This is a genomic window from Nostoc sp. UIC 10890 (genome assembly GCF_054786515.1).
Window position 1 is genome coordinate 4,040,454 of the sequence record NZ_JBSGKF010000001.1, and the last position, 25,958, is coordinate 4,066,411.

At 44.0% G+C, this 25,958-nt stretch carries 20 protein-coding genes; 13 read left to right on the forward strand and 7 right to left on the reverse strand.

Annotation, left to right across the window (positions count from 1 at the left end; all coding sequences use genetic code 11):
• The first annotated feature begins 204 nt into the window (after positions 1-204).
• Complete coding sequence (locus tag ACWATR_RS16475) at positions 205-1,068, forward strand: cyanophycinase (protein WP_069072616.1); 864 nt, start codon at positions 205-207, stop codon at positions 1,066-1,068.
• A 171-nt stretch (positions 1,069-1,239) separates the two neighbouring features.
• Positions 1,240-3,945, forward strand: a complete 2,706-nt coding sequence (gene cphA, locus ACWATR_RS16480) for a cyanophycin synthetase (protein WP_460340454.1) — start codon at positions 1,240-1,242, stop codon at positions 3,943-3,945.
• 52 nt (positions 3,946-3,997) lie between these two features.
• On the opposite strand, the gene ACWATR_RS16485 is transcribed toward cphA, so the two are convergent.
• The gene (locus tag ACWATR_RS16485) at positions 3,998-4,171 is read right to left on the reverse strand and encodes a Sec-independent protein translocase subunit TatA/TatB (protein WP_181932761.1); all 174 of its coding nucleotides are present in this window, start codon (positions 4,169-4,171) and stop codon (positions 3,998-4,000) included.
• 66 nt (positions 4,172-4,237) lie between these two features.
• Complete coding sequence (locus ACWATR_RS16490) at positions 4,238-5,641, reverse strand: serine/threonine protein kinase (protein ID WP_460334439.1); 1,404 nt, start codon at positions 5,639-5,641, stop codon at positions 4,238-4,240.
• 94 nt (positions 5,642-5,735) lie between these two features.
• Between ACWATR_RS16490 and cbiT the strand changes: the two genes are divergently transcribed.
• Together cbiT and ACWATR_RS16500 are read left to right on the forward strand one after the other, a co-directional pair.
• Entirely contained in the window at positions 5,736-6,338 is a 603-nt protein-coding gene (cbiT, locus tag ACWATR_RS16495; protein WP_460334443.1) for a precorrin-6Y C5,15-methyltransferase subunit CbiT, read from the forward strand.
• A 106-nt stretch (positions 6,339-6,444) separates the two neighbouring features.
• Positions 6,445-7,332 carry a phosphatidate cytidylyltransferase gene (locus ACWATR_RS16500; RefSeq protein WP_460334446.1) on the forward strand — a complete coding sequence of 296 codons (888 nt, stop codon included), beginning with the start codon at positions 6,445-6,447 and terminating at the stop codon, positions 7,330-7,332.
• A gap of 372 nt (positions 7,333-7,704) precedes the next feature.
• Here ACWATR_RS16500 and ACWATR_RS16505 read toward each other — a convergent pair whose 3' ends face one another.
• Positions 7,705-8,418 carry an LmeA family phospholipid-binding protein gene (locus ACWATR_RS16505; protein WP_460334449.1) on the reverse strand — a complete coding sequence of 238 codons (714 nt, stop codon included), beginning with the start codon at positions 8,416-8,418 and terminating at the stop codon, positions 7,705-7,707.
• Between the two features lie 137 nt (positions 8,419-8,555).
• Between ACWATR_RS16505 and ACWATR_RS16510 the strand changes: the two genes are divergently transcribed.
• Positions 8,556-9,314 (forward strand): pseudouridine synthase, encoded by a 759-nt coding sequence (locus tag ACWATR_RS16510; RefSeq protein WP_460334452.1) that lies wholly within the window; start codon positions 8,556-8,558, stop codon positions 9,312-9,314.
• Between the two features lie 29 nt (positions 9,315-9,343).
• Entirely contained in the window at positions 9,344-10,156 is an 813-nt protein-coding gene (locus tag ACWATR_RS16515; protein WP_460334455.1) for a helix-turn-helix domain-containing protein, read from the forward strand.
• Positions 10,157-10,242: 86 nt separating this feature from the next.
• Here the strand turns inward: ACWATR_RS16515 and malQ are convergent, their stop codons facing one another.
• Positions 10,243-11,751 carry a 4-alpha-glucanotransferase gene (malQ, locus tag ACWATR_RS16520; RefSeq protein ID WP_460334458.1) on the reverse strand — a complete coding sequence of 503 codons (1,509 nt, stop codon included), beginning with the start codon at positions 11,749-11,751 and terminating at the stop codon, positions 10,243-10,245.
• Between the two features lie 200 nt (positions 11,752-11,951).
• On the opposite strand from malQ, the gene ACWATR_RS16525 reads away from it, so the two are divergent.
• The 3 genes from ACWATR_RS16525 to ACWATR_RS16535 all read left to right on the forward strand — a co-directional run bounded on the left by ACWATR_RS16525 (position 11,952) and on the right by ACWATR_RS16535 (position 14,039).
• Positions 11,952-12,383, forward strand: coding sequence for an NUDIX domain-containing protein (locus ACWATR_RS16525; RefSeq protein ID WP_460334461.1), 432 nt, complete (start codon positions 11,952-11,954; stop codon positions 12,381-12,383).
• Positions 12,384-12,484: 101 nt separating this feature from the next.
• Positions 12,485-13,792 (forward strand): Rid family detoxifying hydrolase, encoded by a 1,308-nt coding sequence (locus ACWATR_RS16530; RefSeq protein WP_460334463.1) that lies wholly within the window; start codon positions 12,485-12,487, stop codon positions 13,790-13,792.
• 13 nt (positions 13,793-13,805) lie between these two features.
• Complete coding sequence (locus ACWATR_RS16535) at positions 13,806-14,039, forward strand: hypothetical protein (protein ID WP_460334466.1); 234 nt, start codon at positions 13,806-13,808, stop codon at positions 14,037-14,039.
• A gap of 63 nt (positions 14,040-14,102) precedes the next feature.
• Here the strand turns inward: ACWATR_RS16535 and tumA are convergent, their stop codons facing one another.
• Positions 14,103-14,345, reverse strand: coding sequence for an antitoxin TumA (tumA, locus tag ACWATR_RS16540; RefSeq protein WP_460334468.1), 243 nt, complete (start codon positions 14,343-14,345; stop codon positions 14,103-14,105).
• A 90-nt stretch (positions 14,346-14,435) separates the two neighbouring features.
• Here tumA and ACWATR_RS16545 point away from each other — a divergent pair, with 90 nt between their 5' ends.
• Positions 14,436-14,909 (forward strand): hypothetical protein, encoded by a 474-nt coding sequence (locus ACWATR_RS16545; protein ID WP_196511651.1) that lies wholly within the window; start codon positions 14,436-14,438, stop codon positions 14,907-14,909.
• An 814-nt stretch (positions 14,910-15,723) separates the two neighbouring features.
• The gene (locus ACWATR_RS16550) at positions 15,724-19,110 is read left to right on the forward strand and encodes a tetratricopeptide repeat protein (RefSeq protein ID WP_460334471.1); all 3,387 of its coding nucleotides are present in this window, start codon (positions 15,724-15,726) and stop codon (positions 19,108-19,110) included.
• 668 nt (positions 19,111-19,778) lie between these two features.
• Here ACWATR_RS16550 and ACWATR_RS16555 read toward each other — a convergent pair.
• Together ACWATR_RS16555 and ACWATR_RS16560 are read right to left on the reverse strand one after the other, a co-directional pair.
• Positions 19,779-20,435 carry a (2Fe-2S) ferredoxin domain-containing protein gene (locus ACWATR_RS16555; RefSeq protein ID WP_460334473.1) on the reverse strand — a complete coding sequence of 219 codons (657 nt, stop codon included), beginning with the start codon at positions 20,433-20,435 and terminating at the stop codon, positions 19,779-19,781.
• Between the two features lie 66 nt (positions 20,436-20,501).
• On the reverse strand, positions 20,502-20,753 hold the full coding sequence (locus tag ACWATR_RS16560) for an Asr1405/Asl0597 family protein (RefSeq protein WP_069073415.1): 252 nt from the start codon (positions 20,751-20,753) through the stop codon (positions 20,502-20,504).
• 581 nt (positions 20,754-21,334) lie between these two features.
• Here ACWATR_RS16560 and dpsA point away from each other — a divergent pair.
• Together dpsA and carB are read left to right on the forward strand one after the other, a co-directional pair.
• Positions 21,335-21,889: a DNA starvation/stress protection protein DpsA gene (gene dpsA, locus ACWATR_RS16565; protein WP_292866553.1), complete on the forward strand. Its 555-nt coding sequence runs from the start codon at positions 21,335-21,337 to the stop codon at positions 21,887-21,889.
• 575 nt (positions 21,890-22,464) lie between these two features.
• Positions 22,465-25,731: a carbamoyl-phosphate synthase large subunit gene (carB, locus tag ACWATR_RS16570; RefSeq protein WP_460334479.1), complete on the forward strand. Its 3,267-nt coding sequence runs from the start codon at positions 22,465-22,467 to the stop codon at positions 25,729-25,731.
• Positions 25,732-25,958: the final 227 nt, after the last annotated feature.

Sequence of the window (25,958 nt, forward strand, 5' to 3'; positions counted from 1 at the left end):
GGTGAAAAACAAGGCGCTGGCTTTGAGAAACGGGAACGAACACGTTTAGACTGAGGCAACGCGAGCGTTAAGCGAGAATTTGGAGAGTGGCTGACCCAGTTCCAAACTTCCAAAAAGTGTCCTCTCAAAAAAGCAAAGCGCAAAGATCATCAGGCAACTGAGCCTTGTTAAATTCACCTGAGAGTTGTTGACAGGAGAAACACAATGCCGCAATTACAAGCTAAATCGCTAGAAATGAGGACACCCCAAGCAACTAAAACTGCCGTTCTGGTTATCGGAGGTGCTGAAGATAAAGTTCATGGGCGCGAAATCCTACGAACTTTTTTTGGACGTGCCGGTGCTAGTAAGGCTTATATTACAATTATTCCATCTGCCTCTCGCGAACCCGCTATCATCGGTGGTCGGTATATTCGCATTTTTGAAGAAATGGGTGCTCAGAAGGTAGAGATTTTAGACATCCGCGAACGGGAACAGTGTGAAGCCTCCCAGATCAAAGCATCCTTAGAAGCCTGTAGTGGGGTATTTTTGACAGGAGGAGACCAACTGCGTCTTTGTGGCGTATTGGCAGATACGCCAGCAATGGAAATTATTCGTCAGCGGGTGAGGGCGGGGCAACTGACGTTAGCAGGCACCAGTGCAGGAGCAGCAGTAATGGGGCATCACATGATTGCTGGCGGCGGTAGTGGAGAGTCGCCCAATCGTTCCCTAGTTGATATGGCAACGGGTTTGGGATTTATTCCTGAAGTCATCGTTGACCAACACTTTCACAACCGTAATCGGATGGGGCGACTGATTAGTGCGATCTCAGCTCATCCCGATCGCTTAGGTATTGGCATTGACGAAGATACTTGTGCTGTGTTTGAACGTGATGGTTGGCTACAAGTTATGGGCAAAGGCAGTGTCACCATTGTTGATCCCACTGAGCTGACCCACACCAACGAACCCCATGTCGGTGCTAATGAACCGTTAACCGTGCATAATTTACGTCTCCATATCCTCAGCTACGGCGATCGCTTCCACTTGTACCAGCGGACTGTATTGCCTGCTGTACACCGAATCTCCAGCTGACGGGATAGAGTATCTGAGGTTACACTGAGTTGACCGCACATTTATTTCTTACCGTAGAAAAATGATAAGAATACCATGTAAAGAGAAAAAACTGTTTGTGATGAACAGTTTAGCGGTCAATTCCAGTAAGAAACTAGAATTTTGGTTCCGAATCTCCATCTACCTATTCCCATGAGAATCCTCAAGATCCAGACCTTACGCGGCCCAAACTATTGGAGCATTCGACGCCACAAACTGATCGTCATGCGCCTCGATTTAGAAACCCTTGGCGAGACGCCCTCGAATGAAATCCCTGGCTTTTATGAAGGATTAGTTGAGGCGCTGCCGAGTCTGGAAGGCCATTATTGTTCGCCTGGCTGTCGTGGTGGTTTTCTGATGCGAGTGAAAGAAGGCACTATGATCGGTCACATAGTGGAACACGTAGCCCTAGAACTCCAGGAATTAGCTGGTATGCATGTCGGCTTTGGCCGCACCCGCGAAACTGCCACACCCGGAATTTACCAAGTAGTGATCGAGTATCTGAATGAGGAAGCGGGACGTTACGCTGGACGAGCCGCAGTCCGCCTGTGCCAGAGTATCGTTGATCGAGGCCGTTATCCCAAGGCAGAACTAGAGCAAGATATCCAAGACCTGAAAGACTTCACCCGTGATGCTTCCTTAGGCCCTTCTACGGAAGCGATCGTCAAAGAAGCAGAAAAAAGAGGTATTCCCTGGATGTCTCTGGAAGCCCGCTTTTTGATTCAGCTAGGCTATGGCGTGAATCAGAAGCGAATGCAGGCCACAATGACCGACAACACCAGCATTCTGGGCGTAGAACTAGCTTGCGATAAAGAAGCCACTAAACGCATACTCGCTGCCGCTGGTGCGCCAGTTCCCAGAGGTACGGTGATCAACTTCTTAGACGATTTGGAACAAGCCATTGAATACGTTGGCGGCTATCCCATCGTTATCAAGCCCCTAGATGGTAATCACGGACGTGGGATCACCATTGATATCAGAACTTGGGAAGAAGCTGAAGCCGGATACGAAGCTGCTAGACAGGTTTCCCGATCAATTATTGTCGAAAGATATTATGTTGGGCGTGACCACAGAGTATTAGTGGTAAATGGCAAAGTAGTAGCAGTAGCCGAGCGCGTCCCAGCTCACGTTATTGGCAATGGCAGATCAACCATCTCCGAACTAATTGAGGAAACAAACCTCGATCCAAATCGGGGTGAAGGACATGATAACGTCCTCACTAAGATTGAACTAGACCGCACTAGCTACCAGTTGCTAGAAAGGCAAGGCTACACCCTAAATAGCGTGCCACCCAAGGGCACTATTTGTTATCTCAGGGCAACAGCAAACTTGAGTACAGGTGGTAGCGCCGTAGATCGTACCGATGAAATTCACCCAGAAAATCTGTGGTTGGCACAACGGGTAGTCAAGATTATCGGCTTAGATATCGCCGGACTCGATATCGTCACTACGGATATTAGCCGTCCGTTGCGGGAAGTCGATGGCGTGATTGTTGAAGTTAACGCCGCTCCAGGTTTTCGGATGCACGTTGCTCCAAGCGTGGGTATTCCCCGTAACGTTGCTGGCGCAGTGATGGATATGCTGTTCCCTAACGAGCAATCTAGCCAAATTCCGATTCTCAGTATCACAGGTACTAATGGCAAAACCACTACTACCCGACTACTAGCACATATTTATAAACAGACTGGAAAAGTAGTTGGATATACTACTACTGATGGAACATATATCGGTGATTACTTAGTAGAAGCTGGTGATAACACAGGCCCTCAAAGTGCCCACGTCATCCTTCAAGATCCCACAGTGGAAGTAGCGGTACTGGAAACGGCTCGCGGTGGCATTCTCCGCTCTGGATTGGGCTTTGAAGCAGCAAATGTGGGCGTGGTTTTAAATGTAGCCTCCGACCACTTAGGAATTGGCGATATAGATACCATTGAGCAGTTAGCTAACCTCAAAAGTGTAGTAGCAGAAGCCGTATTCCCGGATGGCTATGCGGTACTAAATGCCGACGATCGCCGCGTCGCCGCCATGTCAGAAAAAACTAAGGCTAATATTGCTTACTTCACCATGAACCCCGACTCGGAACTAGTGCGGAAGCACATCCAAAAGGGTGGAGTAGCCGCAGTATATGAAAATGGCTATTTGTCAATTGTTAAAGGTGATTGGACACACCGCATAGAAAGAGCCGAAAATATACCTTTAACAATGGGCGGACGTGCGCCGTTTATGATTGCCAACGCTTTAGCTGCAAGTTTGGCAGCATTCGTGCAAAACGTCACAATTGAACAGATTCGGGCTGGTTTGAAGACCTTCCGGGCTTCAGTTAGTCAAACACCAGGACGGATGAATCTATTTAATTTAGGAAACTACCATGCTTTAGTGGACTATGCCCACAACGCAGCCAGTTATGAAGCTGTCGGTTCCTTTGTGCGGAACTGGACTACAGGGCAACGGATTGGCGTAATTGGTGGCCCAGGCGATCGCCGTGACGAAGACTTTGTTACTTTGGGTAAATTAGCAGCACAAATTTTTGATTACATCATCATCAAAGAAGACGATGACACACGGGGACGGGCACGGGGATCAGCCGCCCAATTGATTATTCAAGGCATCACCGAAGTTAAGCCTGATAGCCGCTATGAATCAATTCTGGATGAAACCCAAGCGATAAATAAAGGCTTAGACATGGCTCCTGATAACAGTCTGGTGGTAATTTTACCAGAAAGCGTGACTAGGGCTATTAAGTTAATTAAGCTGCGTGGTTTAGCGAAAGAAGAGACACACCAACAAAATCCTGGCACAACTGTCATCGATTCCCAAAATGGAATCACACCTTCTTCTGTTGTGAATACCTTGCTGTAGTCAGGAATCAGGAGGAAGCAGTGCGCTGACTCCTGTCTTCTGACTCCTTTAATTACTGTTTTTCTTCTTCCTGATTGGTTTCCTCGCTGGGAGTTTTCATCTCCTCCTTAAAACCTCGTAGGCTTTTGCCCAGTGCAGTTCCCAGTTCGGGAATTTTTTTTGGGCCGAAAATTAGAATAGCGACTATGCTAATTACAGCTATTTCTGGCCATCCCAATCCAAACATATAAATTTCCTCTAAGGCTTCTGTAATTAAATATAGACATTGATGGCTCAAATCCGATGAGTGCAACTAACTTCTAATTGGATTGGTAATTGGCAAACCTAACCAATCGCTTAATTCCTGAGCTAGCCATTCCAGTTCCGCTTCAGATTTAATCGCACCACCAATACTACCAAGTTGATATTTTTTTACTCCTACCCAAATATCCAATTGTGCTGGAACGGCAATTCTAGTGCCTTCTGAGTCTTTAGTGAAATGTTTTGGAATATAAACCAACTTAGTAATACTTTGTCTTGGCGATGCGCGAGGACGATAAAATTTCCAAGCAAACAACTCCCAGGTTAAGGCAATTTGTTCGGGATTCAAGCGTAAGCAGATGCGTCCAAACAAATTAAAGAAAAGTTTATACACCATCATAAAGCCAGCACCCCAAAAAGGAAGTGAGAACAAGGCAAAGGGGATGTTGACAGGAAAAGGCGCTGAGAGTGCGCCAATTGTCCAAAAAAGGATAAATGAATTCCAGACGATCGCAAATAAACCTGTGAATACTATTGATGGATCAAAACCAGCAGGTGGAACGATAATTTCTAGAGAGTCTGCATTTTTGGTTAGTTGAATCTTACTCCCATCTGGTTTGCCAACAACTAAAGTAGGCAAGTTTGTCGGTTGTGGTTTCTCCAAAGCTGCCAGTGCAGCACCCGCAGAACTCAAACGCCGTTCTAAACTTGGTTCAATCATCCACTTTAACCAACTAGTCAGGCTGGGACTCAAATTAGCCAGTTGTTCAAACTGAATCCGAAAATCCTTTTGGGGTAAATCGGCTGGGTGAGTGCCCGTAACTAAATAAATTAAGGTTGCGCCTAAACTATAAAGGTCTGATGCTGCAACAGTGCGTCCGCCAAATTGCTCTGGTGGCATATAGCCATAAGTTCCTACCACAGTTCTTGTCCCGGTTTCGGTAGCCAGGACTGTCTGCACTGAGCCAAAATCTACCAAATAAACTTGACCGATACTATTACCAGAGCGCTCCCCCAATAAAATATTGCTAGGCTTAATATCACGGTGAATCACAGGCGGATAGAGCTTATGTAGGTAAACGAGAATCTCTAAAAGTGCTTTGGCTATATCTTTGAGTTCAGCTTCTGTAAAAGTCCGCCCAGCTTGTAAGCATTGCTCTAAGGTTTGTGCAGGGATATAAGTTTGTACTAGAGCAAATCCTTTAATGGTTGGTAAATTTACCTCAAAATAGTTTAAATAGCCAGGAATTGAGGGATGTGCTAGGTTTTTTAAAGTTTCGGCTTCTCGCTCAAACAGCTTCAGTGAATCCCATTCAAAGTCACTACCAAAAGAGAGTAACTTGATTACAACTAATTCCTGAGTTTGCAAATCACGGGCTAATAGCGTCCGCCGCCCTGCTTTTTTTCCTAATAGCTGCTGAACTTCATAGCGATCGCTTAATATTTCGCCAATCATTATGTTTTCTTCTAATGCTACGGTTGAAAAGTTTTTATAGCTTATTGCTTTTCAATTTAGCAAATCGATATCTTTAGTATAATTGCGTAATTCTATGCCCTCCCAACTTTGGCCCTATATTACCCCTGGTATTCCTGATGAATTGTTTGAACATTTGCCAGGAATTCCCCTGAGTCAGCGAGAAGTCCGACTGCTATTAATTTCCCAACTGCGACTAAAATCAGATTCTGTGTTGTGGGATATTGGCGCAGGGACGGGTACAATTCCGGTAGAAGTGGGGCTATTGTGTCCAGGTGGAAAGATTATCGCTATAGAAAGAGATGAAGAAGTAGCTAATCTAATTAAGCGTAACTGCGATCGCTTTGATGTGAAAAATGTCGAAGTTATTGAAGGCAGTGCCCCAGAGTGTTTACATGATCTCAAAATTACCCCTCACCGTGTTTGTATCGAGGGAGGTCGACCCATTCAGGAAATACTGCAAGCAGCTTGGCATTATTTGCCGCCATCCGGTCGGGTTGTAGCCACAGCTGCTAATCTAGAAAGTCTGTATGCTATTTCTCAGAGCTTTTCTCTGTTGAGGGCTAGAAATATCGAAGTCGTCCAGTCTGCGGTTAACCGCCTAGAGACACGTGGCTTTTCTCAAACCTTTACCGCCGTTGATCCCATTTTTATCCTCAGTGGTGAGAAACTGGACTAGGGATTAGGGACTGGGGACTAGGGACTGGGAAAAGTTTTCCAAATACCCAATACCCAATCCCCAATACCCAATCCCCAGTACCCAGTACCCAATCCCAAATACTTTTATGCCTTGGTCTCGGATTATTAGTGGAATTGTTGCGATCGCTCTTGCTCTTTCCGCAACCCTTTTGGGGGGTTGGTACTTTACCATCATCTTTGCGGTCATCATCTTTTTGGGTCAACAGGAATATTTTAATTTGGTGCGAGCCAGAGGCATTGCTCCTGCGGCAAAAACCACTATGGCTGTCAGCCAAATATTGCTGGTGATTTGTACCCTGGATGGCAGTTTAGCTGACCCTGTAATGCCAATAGCTGGCACACTTATTTGTTTTTACCTGCTGTTTCAGCCAAAGTTTGCCACGATCGCTGATGTTTCCGCTTCTATTATGGGGCTATTTTACGTAGGTTATTTGCCGAGTTACTGGGTGCGGTTACGAGCAATTGATACTGCTGCTTTTAGCAATCTCCCTTTCGGAGGATACTGGCCCGCAACCTGGACAGATTTCTGGGAAAAGGCAAATTCCGCTTCTTTATCACAAGGTTTTACAGCAACACTGCTGACTTTTTTGTGTATTTGGGCAGCTGATATTGGTGCCTACACCATTGGTAAATTCTTTGGGAAAACCCGTCTGTCTGATATTAGCCCGAAAAAAACTGTAGAAGGCGCTGTCTTTGGCATTACTTCAAGTGTTGCCGTAGCTATAGCAGGAGCCTATTATCTCCACTTGCCCAGATCCCCGTTTACTGGTCTAGCATTGGGTTTGCTGATTGGCATTGCTAGTCTTTTAGGGGATCTAACTGAATCTCTACTCAAGCGAGATGCTGGAGTCAAAGATTCTGGACAGTTAATCCCCGGTCACGGTGGTATTTTAGACCGTACCGACAGTTATATTTTCACTGCTCCTTTGGTTTATTATTTTGTGACATTACTTTTGCCACTACTTAGTAAATAGTTAGTTGGGAATTGGGCATGGGGCATAAGAGGCAGAGGGGCAGGGGGAAGGGTGCAGAGGAGAGGAATTTTCCCCCTGCTCCCCATCCCCTACTCTTGTTCTGAGAGACGCCATTATCTCGTTCCCAGTCTCCGACTGGGAATGGGTTATTAGGGGCTGCTGCCTCTAGTCAGACGTTGAGTCAGAGACTCAATGAATGCATTCCCAGTCGGAGACTGGGAACGAGGAAGTTTGGGATTGGGTACTGGGTATTAGGTATTAAGGATTTGGAAAACTTTTTCCCAGTTCCTAGTCCCTAGTCCCCAGTCCCTCTTTTTTCGAGAGACGCCATATTATTTAAAATAAGGTACTAATATTTCTAATCCGTCATCATCAAGGGTTAACGTTAATCCGCCCACGACACACCAGCTTTCCTGGGATCAGCGTTAGTTCTTCAATATCGACATCTGAGCCAAGATCCAGATTGTACTCATGATTGTCTTCCAATATATTTCCTTGCTCGTGGTTGATTTGGATCTGTGCTACTTGCAACTCATGTCCACTGAGTAACTGTAACCCCAGACAAATCTCTAGAGGCGTTGTTTCACTATTGGTTACTCTCAAACCTCGCAGTATAATTTGGTTGTTCCCAATCAGAATTTCTTGCCAATTAATTGGTTGTGACTGTGGGTAATGTGTTGGTACAACCTTAACCAATAAATCACTCAAAGCAGTTGATAATAAATCAGATGAGAGAGAAGCATTGAGATCCTTCTCGTCTACGATTAAATCACCAGCTACTTGTACTGTTTCTAACAGTTGCAAGGGTTTTCCCCTGAGTACTGAGCCGATATTTATCCGAATATTTTCTGCTATTAATTGAATTTTTGTAATGAGGAGACCCTGATAAACTGCATGACTAGCAAAAATAGATACCAACGGAATGCGTCCAGAGAAAAGTTGGCGATCGCTCGCTTTTATCTCCACTTCTAATTCCGATATTTGGCTCACTTGTGTTCTCAACCAAAGCTTTAGTGCTTTTGTAAGTACCTGCGTAATTATGCGGATTTTATTTGCATTTGTTGTTTGTGAATTTTGCTCTGACATCTACTAACCAATCTATGTATGAGTATTTGCTCAACAACCGAATAGAAATTAAACAAGCCTTAAATGTAACATTTATGCCTACTCGCTACAAAATGCAAATATCATTTAATTGTTAACAGTAAATAAGCAATTTCCACATGGAGGTACGGTTACAAAAAATTCTTGCTCAATGGGGTATCGCCTCACGTCGTGAAGCCGAAGAAATGATTAGGCAGTCACGGGTGCGGATCAATGGGGTATTGGCCCATTTAGGTCAAAAGGTTGATCCCCAAAAAGATGCGATCGCAATTGATGGTAAACCCGTATCCGAAAAGCAGCGTCCGGCTTTAATATATCTATTGCTGCACAAACCAGTAGGCGTAGTTTCGACTTGCTACGACCCTCATGGCAGACCAACAGTCCTGGATCTACTACCGAAAGAATTACGAGAGGGTTCAGGTATTCACCCAGTGGGGCGTCTAGATGCAGACTCTACAGGAGCATTAATCCTGACCAATGACGGAAATCTGACATTTGGACTAACCCATCCCCGCCACAGTATTTCCAAGACATATCATGTTTTGGTCAAAGGACATCCTTCAGAAGCAGTTCTACAAATGTGGCGTCAGGGTGTGATGTTGGAGGGAAAAAAAACCAGGACTGCGAAGGTACACCTTGTAGAACGTCGTACCGAGCAAAGCTTGTTAGAAATAGTGTTGCAGGAGGGAAGAAATCGTCAAATTCGCCGTATAGCTAAACAGTTAGGATATCCAGTAATCCAACTACATCGGACTGCGATCGGCACAATTCAATTACAAACTCTAAAAGCACCCTTTTTGTCAGAGGGTAAATATCGTTCCCTCACAGATGATGAGATTCACTTTTTGCAAGAGCAAATAACGCAACCTAATTATTGATTCAGTGGAGTTAAGGAGTGTCAGTAGGCATGAAATGGCTAAGAAAGAAGAATAATCACCAGCCATCACTTTCATTAGAGCAACAACGAGCCGAAAAGTTGGCAGAAATGGGTGCTCAACTTTGGGCATTGCGGCAAGAACAGGGTTTATCTCTAGAGCAAGTGGTTGTATTAACCAGGGTTCCCCGGCGATTATTGCAGGCGATCGAAGAAGGTAATTTAAATGATCTGCCAGAACCAGTCTATATTCAGGGTTTGATTAGGCAGTTTGCCGATGCACTAGGACTGAATGGAGTCGAATTTTCTGGCACTTTTCCGATCAGTTCTGCACAACTTAACCCCCAAGGTATGAGGAATATTTCACATCTTGATCAACTACGTCCGATTCATCTTTACTTTCTTTACATATTGCTAATTGTATGCTCTGTAAATGGCTTATCTCAGTTATTAAATAACGCAGTACTACAAGCAAGTAATAGCCAAAACGAACCATACCTAAAACAAAAGTCTATTGATAAACCAGAACCAACCAAACAAAAAGAGTCATTAAAAGTTCAACCTGTCAGCGATACCCTTAACAGCATCCAACAGGGACAGACTTTACAGATTGGTGTCACCTTGAAAGCATCATCCTGGATTCGCGTTGTAGCCGATGGCAAAATCGAGTTTGAGGGTATTCTCCCAGAGGGAACTCACCGAATTTGGAAAGCCCAAGAGCAACTGACAGTGAAAACAGATAATGCGGGTGGTGTTTTGATGAGCGTCAATCAAGAGAAAGCTAAGGAAATGGGAGAGCCAGGGAAAGAGGAAGAAGTTAGGATTGCTGCCAAGCCTAAGTTTTGAAATATAGGGCATGGGGCATGGGGCATTGGGCATGGTGATTCTCCTTGTTCCTTCGTCCCATGCCCCATGCCCCACTCACCCACACTTCACTGGTCTTGCGGGGCGCGTCCATTGAGTCTTGTAAGAACTTTCAAGCGATCGCGCAATTCGTCTGTCAACGCTCCTGCTTGATAGCGCCACTCCCAATTACCCTCTGCAACACTAGGAAAATTCATTCGCGCTTCGTTTCCTAATCCCAAGACATCTTGCAAAGGAATAATTGCTTGGTTAGCTATGGAACTCAAAGCTAGGCGAATCAAATCCCATTGAATGCCTTCAGAACTGATACAACCTAAATAAAGCCATAGGTTATGCTTTTCGTTGTCATTAGCTGAATTGAACCAGCCTACAGTTGTGTCATTATCGTGAGTGCCGGTATAAACTACAGCATTTCGCGGGTAATTGAATGGTAAAAATGGATTACCGGGATCAGAACCAAAGGCAAACTGCAAAACCTTCATCCCAGGAAATTCATACTTGTCCCGCAGCGCTTCTACCTCTGGTGTAATTACTCCCAAATCTTCTGCTAAGACGGGTAGCTTGCCCAACTTCTGTTTGATCGCTTCAAAAAAAGCATCTCCAGGTGCTTCCACCCATTCGCCATTCATGGCAGTTTCTTCGCCTTTGGGTACTGACCAATAAGCCTCAAAGCCCCGGAAGTGGTCAATGCGAATTATATCTACATAATCCAGCATTGCCTCAAAGCGTTGTACCCACCACTTAAAGTCTTGTTTTTGCAATTCCTCCCAGTTATAAACTGGGTTTCCCCACAATTGACCGGTGGCGCTAAAGTAATCTGGTGGGACTCCTGCCATTTGGGCAGCTTCTCCAGTCTCTTCATCTAAGCAAAAGATGTCGGGATGCGCCCACACGTCGGCACTATCATGAGCTACGTAGATGGGAATATCGCCGATAATGTCAATGCCGCGCATATTGGCGTAGCTTTTCAGGTCTGACCATTGTCGGAAAAACTCAAATTGGACGAACTTGTAATAGAAAATATCTCCGTTGAGGCGACGCTCTACCTGAGCTAATGCTTCTGGTTCACGCTTGACGAACTCTGCCTCCCATGTATGCCAGCTTGCACCATTGTGAGCATCTTTCAGCGCCATAAATAAAGCGTAATTATCTAGCCAGTAAGCTTTGCTGTCGCAAAAACCTGCAAACTCTTTTTGTTGGATAGGCGTAGCATTCACTCTAAAATTTTCACAGGCTTTTTTGAGTAGCCCAATCTTAATTGGCACAACCTGGTCGAAGTCTACCTTTTCTCCTGGAAATCCTGGTAAATTAGCAAAGTCTTCTTCAGATAGCAAACCCTCTTCTAAGAGTTTTTCTGGGCTAATTAGCAGAGGATTTCCTGCCATTGCCGAGTAGCACATATACGGGGAATTGCCGTATCCAGTGGGGCCTAAAGGTAAAACTTGCCAATATTGTTGATAGCTCTCTTTAAGGAAATCAATGAAGCGATAGGCTTCTAAGCCTAAATCCCCAACGCCAAATCGGCTAGGAAAGGAAGTAGGATGCAGCAAAATGCCACTGGATCTAGGAAAAGGCATATTTAACCTGAATTATGTGAAGGAGGAATTGTCTGATGGAAACGCTATGCGATCGCATCGAATTTATCACGGAACAGTATTTGGAGGTAAAGTCATTTGTTATTTGTCCTTTGTCCTTTGTCATTTGTGAATGACCAATGACCAATGACCAATGACCAATGACTAATGACCAATGACCAATGACCAATGACTAAATAACTATGACTTACCGAAATCCTGCACCGACAGTTGATATCATCATTGAACTAGTAGATCGACCTCATCGGCCAATAGTGTTAATTGAAAGACATAATCTACCCTTAGGTTGGGCTATTCCTGGTGGTTTTGTAGATTATGGTGAAGCGGTAGAAGTGGCGGCGCGGCGAGAAGCTGAAGAAGAAACGGGTTTACAGGTGGAATTAGTTGAACAATTACTGGTGTATTCTGACCCCAATCGCGATCCGCGTCAGCATACCATTAGTATTGTATTTTTAGCGACAGCGACGGGGGAACCAAAGGCTGGTGATGATGCTAAGGGTGTAGGCATTTTTGAGTCTTGGCGTGTCCCTGGTAATTTATGTTTTGACCACGATCGCATTCTGCGCGATTATTGGCGATATCGGCATTATGGGATACGTCCGAGGTTGGGGTAAGAGGGACGAACCGCGAAGAACGCAAAGGAAGAAAAGAGAGGAATATCTGTGACACAAAATTTTTGTGATTATACTGTGTCAGTGGTATTTAAAGGTGCATTATGGACGCTGAGGAGCTTTTAGAGAAATACGCCGCAGGCGAACGGAAATTTCATTCAGTAAATTTGAGTCAAGAAAATCTCAAAGGTGCAGAACTCAGTGAGATAGACCTAACTAGTGCAAATTTGACTGGAGTTGATTTAAGTGGGGCAAACTTAAGCAAAGCGAAGCTTAATAGTACAAATTTTACTAACGCGTCTCTAACAGATACAAAGTTAAATTCAGTGAGTGGTTCTTCAGCAATTTTTGCTTGGACAGACCTCAATGGTGCTGACTTAAGTCGGTCAACTCTAAATAGCGCAAATTTAAATCATGCAAACTTAGAACAAGCAAACTTAACAGCTATAGACCTAAGTAATGCACAATTAATAAATGCAAACTTAGATACAGTAAATTTAAGTGGAGCAAACCTTAGTAGTGCAAATCTGACTGCGGCTTCTTTAGCTCAAGCTAATCTCAGTAAAGCTAATCTAACTAAGGCAATTTTGGGTGAGGCGTACTTAACTGGATCTGACTTAACTCTGGCAAACTTAACTGAGGCAATATTGAAAAGTGCCAACCTTCAAGGAGCTAAACTTCATAGAGCAAATCTAAACCAAGTTGATCTATCAGGTATAAATTTGGCTGGCGTAGATTTTACAGCAGCATCCTTTCAAAGTACAAACCTTACAAAAGCATTTCTCCAAGGAGCAAATTTAGAAAGAGCCAACTTGCGACGAGCAAATTTAACCAAGGCAAATCTAGATGGAGCAAACTTGAAAAGAGCAGATTTAATTGGTGCAATAACTTACGGCATGAGCTTTAAAGATGCTGACCTGACTAATGCGATAATGCCAGATGGAGAACTATACAAACCGATCGCTCCTAAAGGGGAAATCGGTAAACAGGAAACATCGTTAGAGAAAGTAATATCTATGACCCGTAAAGTAATTAATACTGATAACGCACCCGCTCCAGTGGGCCCTTATAATCAAGCGATCGCAGCTTCAGGTCAATTTCTATTCATCGCTGGACAAATTGCCATCGATCCCCGCCTTGGTGATGTCGTCTACACTGATGATGTCAAAAAGCAAACTGAGCAGGTATTAGCTAATCTTGAAGCCATCCTCACCGCAGCCGGTGCGACTTTCCAAGATGTTGTGAAGACAACTGTATTTTTAGCTGATATGAATGATTTCGCGGCAGTAAATGCCATTTATGCTAAATATTTCCCGGAAGATACAGCCCCAGCGCGGGCTTGTGTGCAGGTATCGCGCTTACCTAAAGATGTGTTGGTAGAAATTGATGCGATCGCGGTGATTGGCGGTTAAGAGAAATAGAACAATGAGCAAAATTTTAACGGTTACATTTGATGGTTCTGTTTTGCGCCCAGATATTCCACCTGATTTAGAACCGAACAAACGCTATGTGATTACCATCGTTTCTGAGGATATTAACTTATCTCAAATTAAAGTGGCTGATGCATGGGATGTATTAGAAGATTTAACTGGAACAGTTGATGCACCCGAAGATTGGGCAAGTCAACACGATCATTATTTGACTGCACTGTATTCTTAAACGTATATCCTAGGGCAGTTGATTAAAAGTTGTTCAATTTCATCTAAATATGCTTGGATAACTTTATGCGACATCTCTAAATTTGCTTTTTATATATTGGTGTAGAGCTAGATAATGTTGGTAGTTTGCTGCCCATTCGACAAATACTTCATCATCAGAAGTTTCGCCTTGGTTATATTTGGCAAAAAATTCTTCTGAATTCATTTGGTAGTTTATTTCATAGGTATTTAACTGTTTGGTAAGGTCAATCAGCGCATCTAGTGGAGATGTATATTCAATGATTTGTTTATGCATTGATTTCTGCATTCAGTTTCATTGTTAATTATCTCTCAACAAATGCGATCGCCTCTAGAAGTTTGGGAATACTGAAATTAAGTACCTAAAGGAGTATTAAAAATGGCAGAAAATCGCATCAGTGCCAGCCTAGCCCCAGCAGATAAAGAAGCAGTCATGCAAGCGATCGCTACAATTAGAGAAAAGTTACCGTTTTTGGTTGATCTGACCACCGAAGAACGGCGAACAATGTTGAAGATGGGAGATAAAAGTCGGGCTTTTGTCAGCAAAGCCCTAGAAGTGGCGACACAGAACCCTAATTTTTTGCCCCGTTCTTTTGATTTAGAAGAGATGCGCCGAGATTTGGCACTGTTTGAAGCCTTGTATCCAGTGCTTTTGTCTCTAACGCAACTGCAAGAATTAGTGGATGATACCTGTATAGCCTCTGCTAGCGAAGCCTATGCAGCAGCATTAGCAGTTTATAGCTATGCCAAAGCTAGCGGTGATGTCACAGGTTTAGATGCAGTAATTGATGAGATGGGACGCAGGTTTAACCGCCGTTCTAAGAAAAAGCAATCCGAAGTTCCAGTTAGCTAAAAGCTTGCAATAGGCAAGTATAGCAGTTGTCAATTTAGTAAAATACACATTATTTGTACGGGCATAACAATGTTATGCCCTTTTCGCGTTTTGTATCCAAAGATTTTTTAAACCCGCCGAGAGAGATTTTGTTTGTATAGTTACGATTTTTATAGCGCATCTCGTTTATCTAAAATACACTTTGACCTTTCTCCAAACCTCTCACCTACAAGGGACTACGGTGTACACACAAGTCCTTTTGACCCCCTCTAACTCCCCCTTGGCAAAGGGGGAGAACCGGATATTTCCCCCCTTTGCAAGGGGGGATTAAGGGGGGTAAATCCAGGGTTTGGGTTTCATTACCAATATGTATGTACACCTTAGCCTACAAGGGGAGAAGCTTTAAATCTTACTCCCCTTCCCTTGTAGGGAAGGGGCTGGGGGTTAGGTCTGTATTGGACTTCATCAAGTCGCCAGGGCATTTTTGAGCCTCAAAAGGTCAACGTCGAGCTTCAGAAGGTCAACATTGAGCCTCAGAAGGTCAAAGTCGAGCCTCAGAAGGTCAAAGTCGAGCCTCAGAAGGTCAAAGTCGAGCCTCAAAAGGTCAACGTCGAGCTTCAGAAGGTCAACGTTGAGCCTCAGAAGGTCAACATTGAGCCTCAGAAGGTCAACGTCGAGCCTCAGAAGGTCAACGTCGAGCCTCAGAAGGTCAACATTGAGCCTCAGAAGGTCAACGCATAAAAATTACCCAGAAAAGTTTAGTAAATTCCGAAATACACCTTGTATATTTAGTAGTTATTCTGTAAGCATTAGCATCTCTAAATTGAATCTTGTAATGAACCCACAAAACAAACCCAAGAGTCTACAAGATATTCTTAAGCAACGTCAGCAATCAGGTTTTGTGGGTCGTGAAGACCAAGTAAACCAATTTCGCCAAAATCTAGCATTACCCCCAGAAGACGATCGCCGTCGTTTTGTGTATAACGTTTGGGGTCAAGGCGGAGTTGGTAAAAGTACCCTGCTGCGACAGTTTCGTAAAATTGCTGACGAAGCAAAAATCATTTCGGCTTACATCGATGAAGCTGAAAAAACTATACCAGAAGTCATGGGCCGTCTAGCTGAGGATTTAGAACGGCAAGGTCATAAACTAACGCAGTTTACAGAACGCTACAAAGTTTACCGTCAGAAGCGCCAAGAATTAGAAACCGATCCAGAAGCTCCTCAAGGCTTTTCGGCTTTTGTTGGGAAAACTATGGCAAAAACTGGTGTGCGTCTAGCGCGTCGAGTTCCCGTTGGCGGTGCTGTATTTGACTTTGTAGATGAGGATGCTTTTGCTACCCAAGCCGGAGAATGGGCTTCTTATGTTGCAAAGAAAATAACAAATAAAGACGAAGTGCTATTAGTTCAAGAGCCTGAAGAAGTTCTGACGCCGTTATTTTTGCAAGATATTTTTAAAATTGCTGAGAAAACTGCTGTTGTTTTGTTTTTTGATACTTATGAACGCACCGAAGAATTTTTAGATAACTGGCTACGGGAAATTTTGGATAATCGCTACGGTGATGTATCTCTCAATATATTGATAACTATTGCCGGTCGGCAGGAATTAGATAAAAATCATTGGGCATCTTATGAGGGGTTAATAGCTCGTTTCCCTCTGGAACCCTTTACAGAAGAAGAAGCCCAACAATATCTAACTCGGAAAGGCATTACGGATAATCGCATTATTGAAGTGATTTTGCGCCTTTCTGGAAACTTACCCCTGCTAGTAGGAATGCTAGCAGATACTCATCCCAATGACCCCAATCAGGTAATTGAGCCTAGCAGCAGTGCTGTAGAACGCTTTTTAAAATGGATTGACGATCCCAAACGGCGACAAGTGGCGCTTGATGGTGCTATTCCTCGGTGCTTGAATCGGGATGTTATAGCTAAATTGAGAGCAGAAGAAGAAGCTGACGAGTTATTTACTTGGCTAAAAGAAACATCTTTTGTCAATGAACGTACCGACGGCTGGGCTTATCATGATGTCGTCAAAACCCAAATGTTACGCCACAAGCGCCTTTCATCGCCGCAAGGTTGGGCTGACATACATGGCAAGTTGGCAAAATATTATGACAGCCTGCGGAACGATCTGCAATTAGAGGAAGAAGAAAAACAGCGCGATCCTAGCTGGCAAAGTCACACATTAAACGTGTTGTATCACAACTTATGTCAGTCACCGCAAAGGAATTTATCTGTAGCTCTCAATGAATTTCTCGCTGCACTCAAAAATCAACGCAAATTTGCACAACAATATGCAGAAATAATGCTTCAGGCTGGTAAAGATGTCGATTTCTCTGAAGTTCAGCGTTGGGGTGAGCAACTAGTAAATGGGTTAAAAGCTTATGAGGAGGACGTTTATCAAGTTACGTTGAAAATGTTTACCGCAATCTTACAGAATTCTGGGATTGAGCTTAAATGGCAACCAATTGCTCTAGGTTGGCGCGGTGAGACTTACCGCTTAATGGAGCTTTACCCAGAAGCCCTACAAGACTTTGACCGCGCTATTGAACTTGATCCCAAATATGACTGGGCGATCGCAAGTCGCGGTCAAACTTACCGCTCAATGAAGTGTTACCCAGAAGCTCTACAAGACTTTGACCGCGCTATTGAACTTAACCCCAAATCTGACTGGGCGATCGCAAATCGCGGTTTTACTTACCGCTCAATGAAGCGTTACCCAGAAGCCCTACAAGACTTTGACCGCGCCATTGAACTTGACCCCAAATATGACTGGGCGATCACAAGTCGCGGTCAAACTTACCGCTCAATAAAACGTTACCCAGAAGCACTACAAGATTTTGACTGCGCCATTGAACTTGACCCCAAATCTGACTGGGCGATTGCAAATCGTGGTGAGACTTACCGCTTAATGGAGCGTTACCCAGAAGCACTACAAGATTTTGACCGCGCCATTGAACTTAACCCCAAATCTGACTGGGCGATCGCAAATCGCGGTGAGACTTACCACTTAATGGAGCGTTACCCAGAAGCACTACAAGATTTTGACTGTGCTATTAAACTTGACCCCAAATCTGACTGGGCGATCGTACTTCGCGGTTTTACTTACCGCTCAATGGAGCGTTACCCAGAAGCCCTACAAGACTTTGACCGTGCCATTGAACTTGACCCCAAATCTGACTGGGCGATCGTACTGCGCGGTTTTACTTACCGCTCAATGGAGCATTACCCAGAAGCCCTACAAGACTTTGACCGTGCCATTGAACTTAACCCCAAATCTGACTGGGCGATCGCAAGTCGCGGTCAAACTTACCGCTCAATGAAGTGTTACCCAGAAGCTCTACAAGACTTTGACCGCGCTATTGAACTTAACCCCAAATCTGACTGGGCGATCGCAAATCGCGGTTTAACTTACCGCTTAATGGAGCGTTACCCAGAAGCTCTAGAAGATTTTGACCGCGCCATTGAACTTGACCCCAAATATGACTGGGCGATCGTACTTCGCGGTGAAACTTACCGCTTAATGGAGCATTACCCAGAAGCCCTACAAGATTTTGACCACGCCATTGAACTTAACCCCAAATATCACTGGGCGATCGCACTTCGCGGTGAAACTTACCGCTTAATGAAGCGTTACCCAGAAGCCCTACAAGACTTTGACCGCGCTATTGAACTTAACCCCAAATATCACCGGGCGATCGCAAGTCGTGGTGAAACTTATCAATCAATGAAGCGTTACTCAGAAGCTCTACAAGATTTTAACCGCGTGATTGAACTTAATCCCAAATCTGACTGGGCGATCGCAAGTCGCGGTCAAACTTACTTGATGCTTAAGCTATATAATGAGGCTCTTGCAGATTTCAACTGCGCTCTTGACTTAGATTCTGATGATAATTGGTATTTATATAATCGTGCTTTAGCCTACCAAGCCCTTAACCAACCAGATAAAGCATGGACTGACCTAGCACTTGCCATCAAGCTTGCTAAACAGCATTACGAAAAAGATGCTAAAGACTGGTCTAATACCTTTAATTTAGCCCTTTACTATTTAGCTGCTCAATATATTCAACCAGCAGAGCGGTTATATAACTATGCTTTATCGAAGGGTGCTTCCTCAGAATCTATTCGTGAAGCTATCCAAGACCTAAATGACTTTTTAACTATCTTCTCTAACCATGTACAGGCTATATCTATGCGACAGTTATTGCAGTCTTCTCTAACTTAGGTCGTAATTTCCAACCTAGCCGCTAAAAATCCACAAGTCCCAACAACCGCCCAGTAATCAATTCCCTCTCTTACACCTAAAGTCTTCTAAACAAAACTAGAAAAAGGTTTCAGTCAACTTGAGTAGACTTGCGCTATGAGCCTGAGATTTCAATCTCTGGCGGACAAACGGGTAAGCGCAAAATCCGAGCTAACTTGCCTTCGGGAGACTGGCGGCTAAATCCAATTGCCTACAAACATTAAGCGATGCCTGCGGCGGGCTACGCCTACGCTACTACTACTTTGTCTTGCTTATGACAAACCGTAGGCGATCGCTTAACCCAATTGCCTACAAATATTAAGCGATCGCAACTACTACTTTGTCTTACTCATGACAAATCGTAGGCGATCGCTTAATTTAAAACTCTTGCAAATACTGGGCAAAAGTCTAATGCCGAGTATTAATTAATGGAACACACTTGAGAAGATATTATTAAGCTTTCTCATTAAAATGTCAAGATTTCGCGAAGTAGGTGGGTGGAAAAATCCACAACTATGTCATTGCGAGTAAAACGTACTTCTGCAAAGAAGCAAGCTACGGTAAGCGTTTCGCCGAAAAGCAATCACCAAGATTTCAGCGAGGTTACATTTTGTTGCATAGTAAAGTTTATTCATCCTTACCTACTGACATCAACAAAGCTTGCTATTATATATCGCCACTTCCCTTAAATTCTCAGGCTGCGCTGACAAACTCTTATCACCAAAATGCTTATTCATCAGCGCCGGGATTTGTGCAGCTTGAATTCGGCTATGGCGCGTTTTATCTGGCATTACTAAGTTAGGCCCAGCTTTGCAGTTTTTCATGCAACCAGTGCCCTTGATTGTAACTTGGTCTTCTAAACCGCGATCGCTTAAAGCCGCCTCCAACGCCTGACAAACTTGTTTACCACCGCGTTTCATGCAATCAGACTTTTGACACACCAAAATCGTGGATTTAGTCTTAGCTGGTTTTACCTTGACATGATCAATCGATGGGGGTTCTTGTGGTACAGCAATGGTTTGAACAGCCGCCATGTCAGAACGCGCCGCCATCACACGTTCCGCTTTCAGTGTAACTTTGTCTTTTTTTGTATCGTATTCTTTATAACCAACAACTTGTAGCCAAGTACCTGCTGGTAGCCGCAAGTCAAAAGCAGCCCGTAAATGTTTAGCGAGTTTAACGTAACATTCACCCTCATGAGTACCCAGCAATAAACCCTTCAGCTTATAGCCATCTTTAATAACAAAATTTATAAACCTGCCTTCAAGACAAAATTGTGATATTTCCATATTGTGAGATGCACCCATTTTTTAACCTCCTTTTAACTAATACAAGCTATCAAGCGAGATATTCTCAGCAACCAAAGATTAGAACTATTGGTAGCGGTTTTTCCAGCAGCACTCAAGAGTCCAAATCTGGTCTTGACGGGAAGCTGTTAATCGCCGGATCACACTCCAAAGTTGAACAGCTGTCATAGGAGAGCCAATTTCAACTTTTAATGGCTGGTTAGCCGTACAACTACAGGGAATGTCTAACTCCTTTAGGCGTTGATAGACTTGCCAGCGGTCTGCCCAATTCACCTCTACAAGGTGGTTGCTTTCTATTTCTGAACTAAACGATTTCAAGAAAATTGCCCTCAAAGTGCAACAAACTTGCAGTAACTACCGCGATTTAACTTTCTGCTTTTTGAAAGTCTTAGGAGTCTAACCTCTTAAAACCAGCATACCTTAAGTGCAAAGAATTCTCATTAATTTTGGAAAAAAAATCAAACTTTTACACCTATCCCATATTCAGAGGGGGAAGAGGCAGAGGTGCAGAGAGCAGGGAGCAGGGAAAGCAAGCCCTGCCGTGGAGCAGAGCAAAGCAGGGTATGAAGCCCCGCCATAAAGGGCGCTCTTATTGGGGCGGAGTACAAGCTCGTCTGGTGTTTTCCCCCTTGCTCCCTGCCTCCTGCTCCTCTGCCTCTTTTGACCACTCCCCACTTCTGTTGGAAAATATGCATATTTATACTGTGATGTCAATATTAATGAGATATTTATGCAACTTCATGGGTGTGCCATCATCCAGCAAACAATAAAATTGAGACTTTTTGTAAGTAAAAATACAAAATCTGTTGATGGCAAATTGGCTTGCTCTTATTATTAAAATGTTAATATGTTAAAAATAAGCAGTTAAAATCTATAACTGTTGAAAAGAGAGGAACACAATGTCTGAAACGCAAACTTTGTTACGGAATTTTGGTCATGTATATGACAATCCCGTGTTGCTGGATCACAGCGTAACTGCTCCAGTTACAGAAGGATTTAACGTTATATTAGCTAGTTTTCAAGCACTGTACTTGCAGTACCAAAAGCATCATTTCGTAGTTGAAGGCTCAGAATTTTACTCTCTGCATGAGTTTTTTAACGAAAGCTACAACCAAGTACAAGACCACGTTCACGAAATTGGAGAACGTTTGGATGGATTGGGTGGTGTGCCAGTAGCTACCTTCAGCAAACTAGCAGAATTAACCTGTTTTGAACAAGAATCTGAAGGCGTATATTCTTCTCGCCAAATGGTGGAAAATGACCTCGCTGCCGAACAAGCAATCATTGGTGTAATTCGTCGTCAAGCTGCTCAGGCAGAGAGTTTAGGCGATCGGGGCACACGCTATCTGTACGAAAAGATTTTGTTAAAAACTGAGGAACGTGCATATCATTTGTCCCACTTCCTCGCCAAAGACAGCTTAACTTTAGGATTTGTCCAAGCTGCTCAAAGCTAAAACTCTCATAATCTAGATTTTTCTACCTAGACTGAAAGAAAAAGTTGGCAGCACCAACTCTTAAAATATTATTAAAAGTGGCAGAGAATGGTATCCCTATTTCTCTGCCATTTTTAATCTAAGTAAACATATTTATATAATATTTAATATTGAAAACCTTTAGCAATTAGCTAGTTAAGATAGATTTTTATCTAAGTAATCTATTTGTGCTGAATAAGCAAATAGATATATGCCAAAATAAATCATCATTTGCTGAAAGTTATCATCAGCTTAAATAATAAATATTTGCAAAAGCTTAAAAAATTTGAGCATCACCATTAAATAAAATTAGAAATATAAAATAATTGTTGGGCATTGGGCATTGGGCATTAGTTATTAATTATTCTCCTCTGCCCCCCTGCCCCCCTGCCCCCCTGCTCCTCTGCCCCCCTGCTCCTCTGCTCCCCTGCTCCTCTGCTCCCTCTACTCCCCTCTTTGTCATCAAACTTAGAAAACTTAATAATAAAAAGCACGACAGGGGGTAAAGACCCTTAAAATAATCAGGATTTGTATTCTCGTACTCCAAGGCAACGACTATGCCCCGCCGTGATGACCTCCGGAAGATTCTACTGTTAGGCTCTGGCCCAATTGTGATTGGACAAGCCTGTGAGTTTGACTACTCTGGCACTCAAGCCTGCAAAGCGCTCCGAGAAGAAGGCTATGAAGTGGTTTTGGTCAACTCCAACCCTGCAACGATTATGACCGACCCGGAAACGGCCGATCGCACTTACATTGAGCCGCTGACACCGGAATTGGTTGAAAAAGTCATCGAGAAAGAACGCCCCGATGCTTTACTACCAACGATGGGAGGGCAAACCGCCCTCAACCTCGCCGTTGCTTTAGCCAAAAATGGGGTGTTGGAAAAATACGGCGTTGAGTTAATCGGCGCTAAACTACCAGCCATTGAAAAAGCCGAAGATCGAAAACTTTTTGGTGAGGCAATGGCAAGGATCGGGATAGCTGTGTGTCCTAGCGACACAGCTGAATCTTTAGAAGAAGCCAAAGCTGTTGCCCGCCAAATTGGTAGTTACCCCCTAATTATTCGTCCAGCCTTCACAATGGGTGGAAGCGGCGGCGGTATTGCCTACAACCAAGAAGAATTTGAAGAAATGGCACAGGTAGGCATAGATGCCAGCCCTGTTTCGCAAATTCTCATTGACCAGTCTTTACTCGGCTGGAAAGAATATGAACTTGAAGTGATGCGTGACTTGGCAGATAACGTGGTGATTATCTGTTCCATCGAAAACCTTGACCCTATGGGCATTCACACCGGGGACTCAATTACCGTCGCTCCCGCGCAAACCCTCACTGATAAAGAATATCAAAGGCTGCGGGATATGGCAATTAAAATCATCCGCGAGATCGGTGTGGAAACTGGCGGTTCTAATATCCAGTTTGCTGTCAATCCGCTGAATGGGGATGTGGTTGTAATTGAGATGAACCCCCGCGTTTCTCGCAGTTCGGCTTTATCTTCCAAAGCTACAGGTTTCCCTATCGCCAAAATGGCAGCAAAGCTAGCTGTGGGCTACACCTTGGATGAAATTAAAAATGACATCACCAAGAAAACTCCTGCATCCTTTGAGCCGACAATTGACTATGTGGTGACAAAAATTCCCCGCTTCGCCTTTGAAAAATTCCCCGGTTCCGACCCAGTATTAACAACCCAAATGAAGTCTGTCGGGGAAGCAATGGCTATTGGGCGGACTTTCAACGAATCTTTCCAAAAGGCACTGCGATCGCTCGAAACAGGACGCGCTGGTTGGGGTTGTGACAAAGCCGAAAAGTTACCCAGTGGTGAACAAATCCGCGCCCAATTGCGGACACCTAACCCTGATCGCATTTTTGCCGTGCGTCATGCTTTGCAGCAAGGGATGACCATTGAGGAAATCTATGAACTCACTGGTATTGACCGATGGTTCTTGGATAAATTACAACAACTGCTAGATGTCGAGAAATTCCTCAAGCGGACACCTTTACAGCAATTGACAAAAGAGCAACTCTATGAAGTGAAACGGGACGGATATAGCGATCGCCAAATTGCTTATGCCACCAAAACCACCGAAGATGAAGTTCGCGCTTACCGCAAGTCACTAGGGATTATCCCAGTTTACAAAACCGTAGATACCTGCGCGGCTGAGTTTGAAGCCTTTACGCCCTACTACTATTCTACCTACGAACAAGAAACAGAAGTTTTGCCCGCAACTAAGCCCAAAGTTTTGATTTTGGGTGGTGGCCCCAACCGCATTGGACAGGGAATTGAGTTTGACTATTGTTGTTGTCACGCCGCTTATGCCTTGAAGGATGCCGGGTATGAGACGATTATGGTCAACTCTAACCCAGAGACAGTTTCGACAGATTACGATACTAGCGATCGCCTTTATTTTGAGCCGTTAACAAAAGAAGATGTCCTTAACATCATCGAAACTGAAAATCCAGTTGGGGTAATTATCCAGTTTGGCGGACAAACACCGCTGAAGTTGGCTATCCCATTACAAGAGTTTCTTACAAATAACACTTCTGGACTCCTGACTAAAATTTGGGGTACATCGCCAGATTCCATCGACATGGCGGAAAACCGGGAACGGTTTGAAAAGATTCTCCAACAGTTGAATATTGCCCAACCGCCTAATGGTATTGCGCGGAGTTACGAAGATGCGCTGATTGTTGCTAAACGCATCGGCTATCCGGTGGTGGTGCGTCCCAGCTATGTGTTGGGGGGACGGGCGATGGAAATCGTTTATTCTGATGCTGAGTTGGAACGCTACATGACCTTTGCGGTACTAGTGGAACCAGAACATCCAATTTTGATTGATAAGTTTTTGGAAAACGCGATTGAAGTCGATGTTGATGCGATCGCCGATCACACAGGACGGGTAGTGATTGGTGGCATCATGGAACACATCGAACAAGCAGGGATTCACTCAGGAGATTCCGCTTGTTCCTTACCTTCCATTTCCTTATCACCAGCAGTTCTCAATCAAATTCGCACGTGGACAGTGCAGCTAGCGCAAGCGCTGTCAGTCGTGGGGTTGATGAATATCCAATTTGCCGTTATCGGCGCAAGTAGCTATTCTCCCCAAGTTTACATTCTGGAAGCTAATCCCCGTGCCTCACGCACAGTGCCTTTTGTATCTAAAGCAACGGGCGTACAGTTAGCAAAATTAGCATCCTTAATTATGTCGGGCAAAACTTTAGAGGAGCTAAATTTCACAGAGGAAATCATCCCCACACATATTGCAGTAAAAGAAGCTGTATTACCCTTTAATAAATTCCCCGGAACTGATACAATATTGGGCCCAGAAATGAGATCCACTGGTGAGGTGATGGGGATTGATAGCGACTTTGGCCGGGCCTTTGCCAAAGCGGAATTAGGTGCTGGGGAGCGTTTACCACTGACGGGAACTGTATTTGTATCAATGAGCGATCGCGATAAAGCTGCTGCAAGTGGTGTGGTGAAGGAATTTATCGATTTGGGCTTTACAGTGATGGCTACCCTGGGTACACGCCGAGTTCTTCTGGAACAGGGGTTAAATATTGAATTAGTGTTAAAACTCCATGAAGGTCGTCCCCACGTCTTAGATGCAATCAAAAATCAAAAAATCCAACTTATTATCAACACACCTTCCGGGGAAGAAGCTCAGACTGATGCTAGGTTAATCCGCCGCACAGCCTTAGCCTACAAAATTCCCATTATTACTACCATTGCCGGCGCGAAAGCTACCGTCGCCGCCATCCGTTCCTTACAAAATACGACTTTGGACGTACAAACCATCCAAGAGTACTGCGCGATTGTGAGGGAGTAGGGATTGGGGACTAGGGACTGGGGACTAAGGACTGGGGACTAGGGACTAGAACAAAGTTTTTCAAATACTCAGTACCCAATACCCAATCACCAGTCCCCAATCACCAGTCCCCAGTCCCCATTACCAAGAAAATTAAGTAATTGTTATAAGAGAATGACTATAGTTCTCATTGAGATACTTTAACAAATATGAGGAAAATTATTTTAACTAGATAATTTCTTAAATTG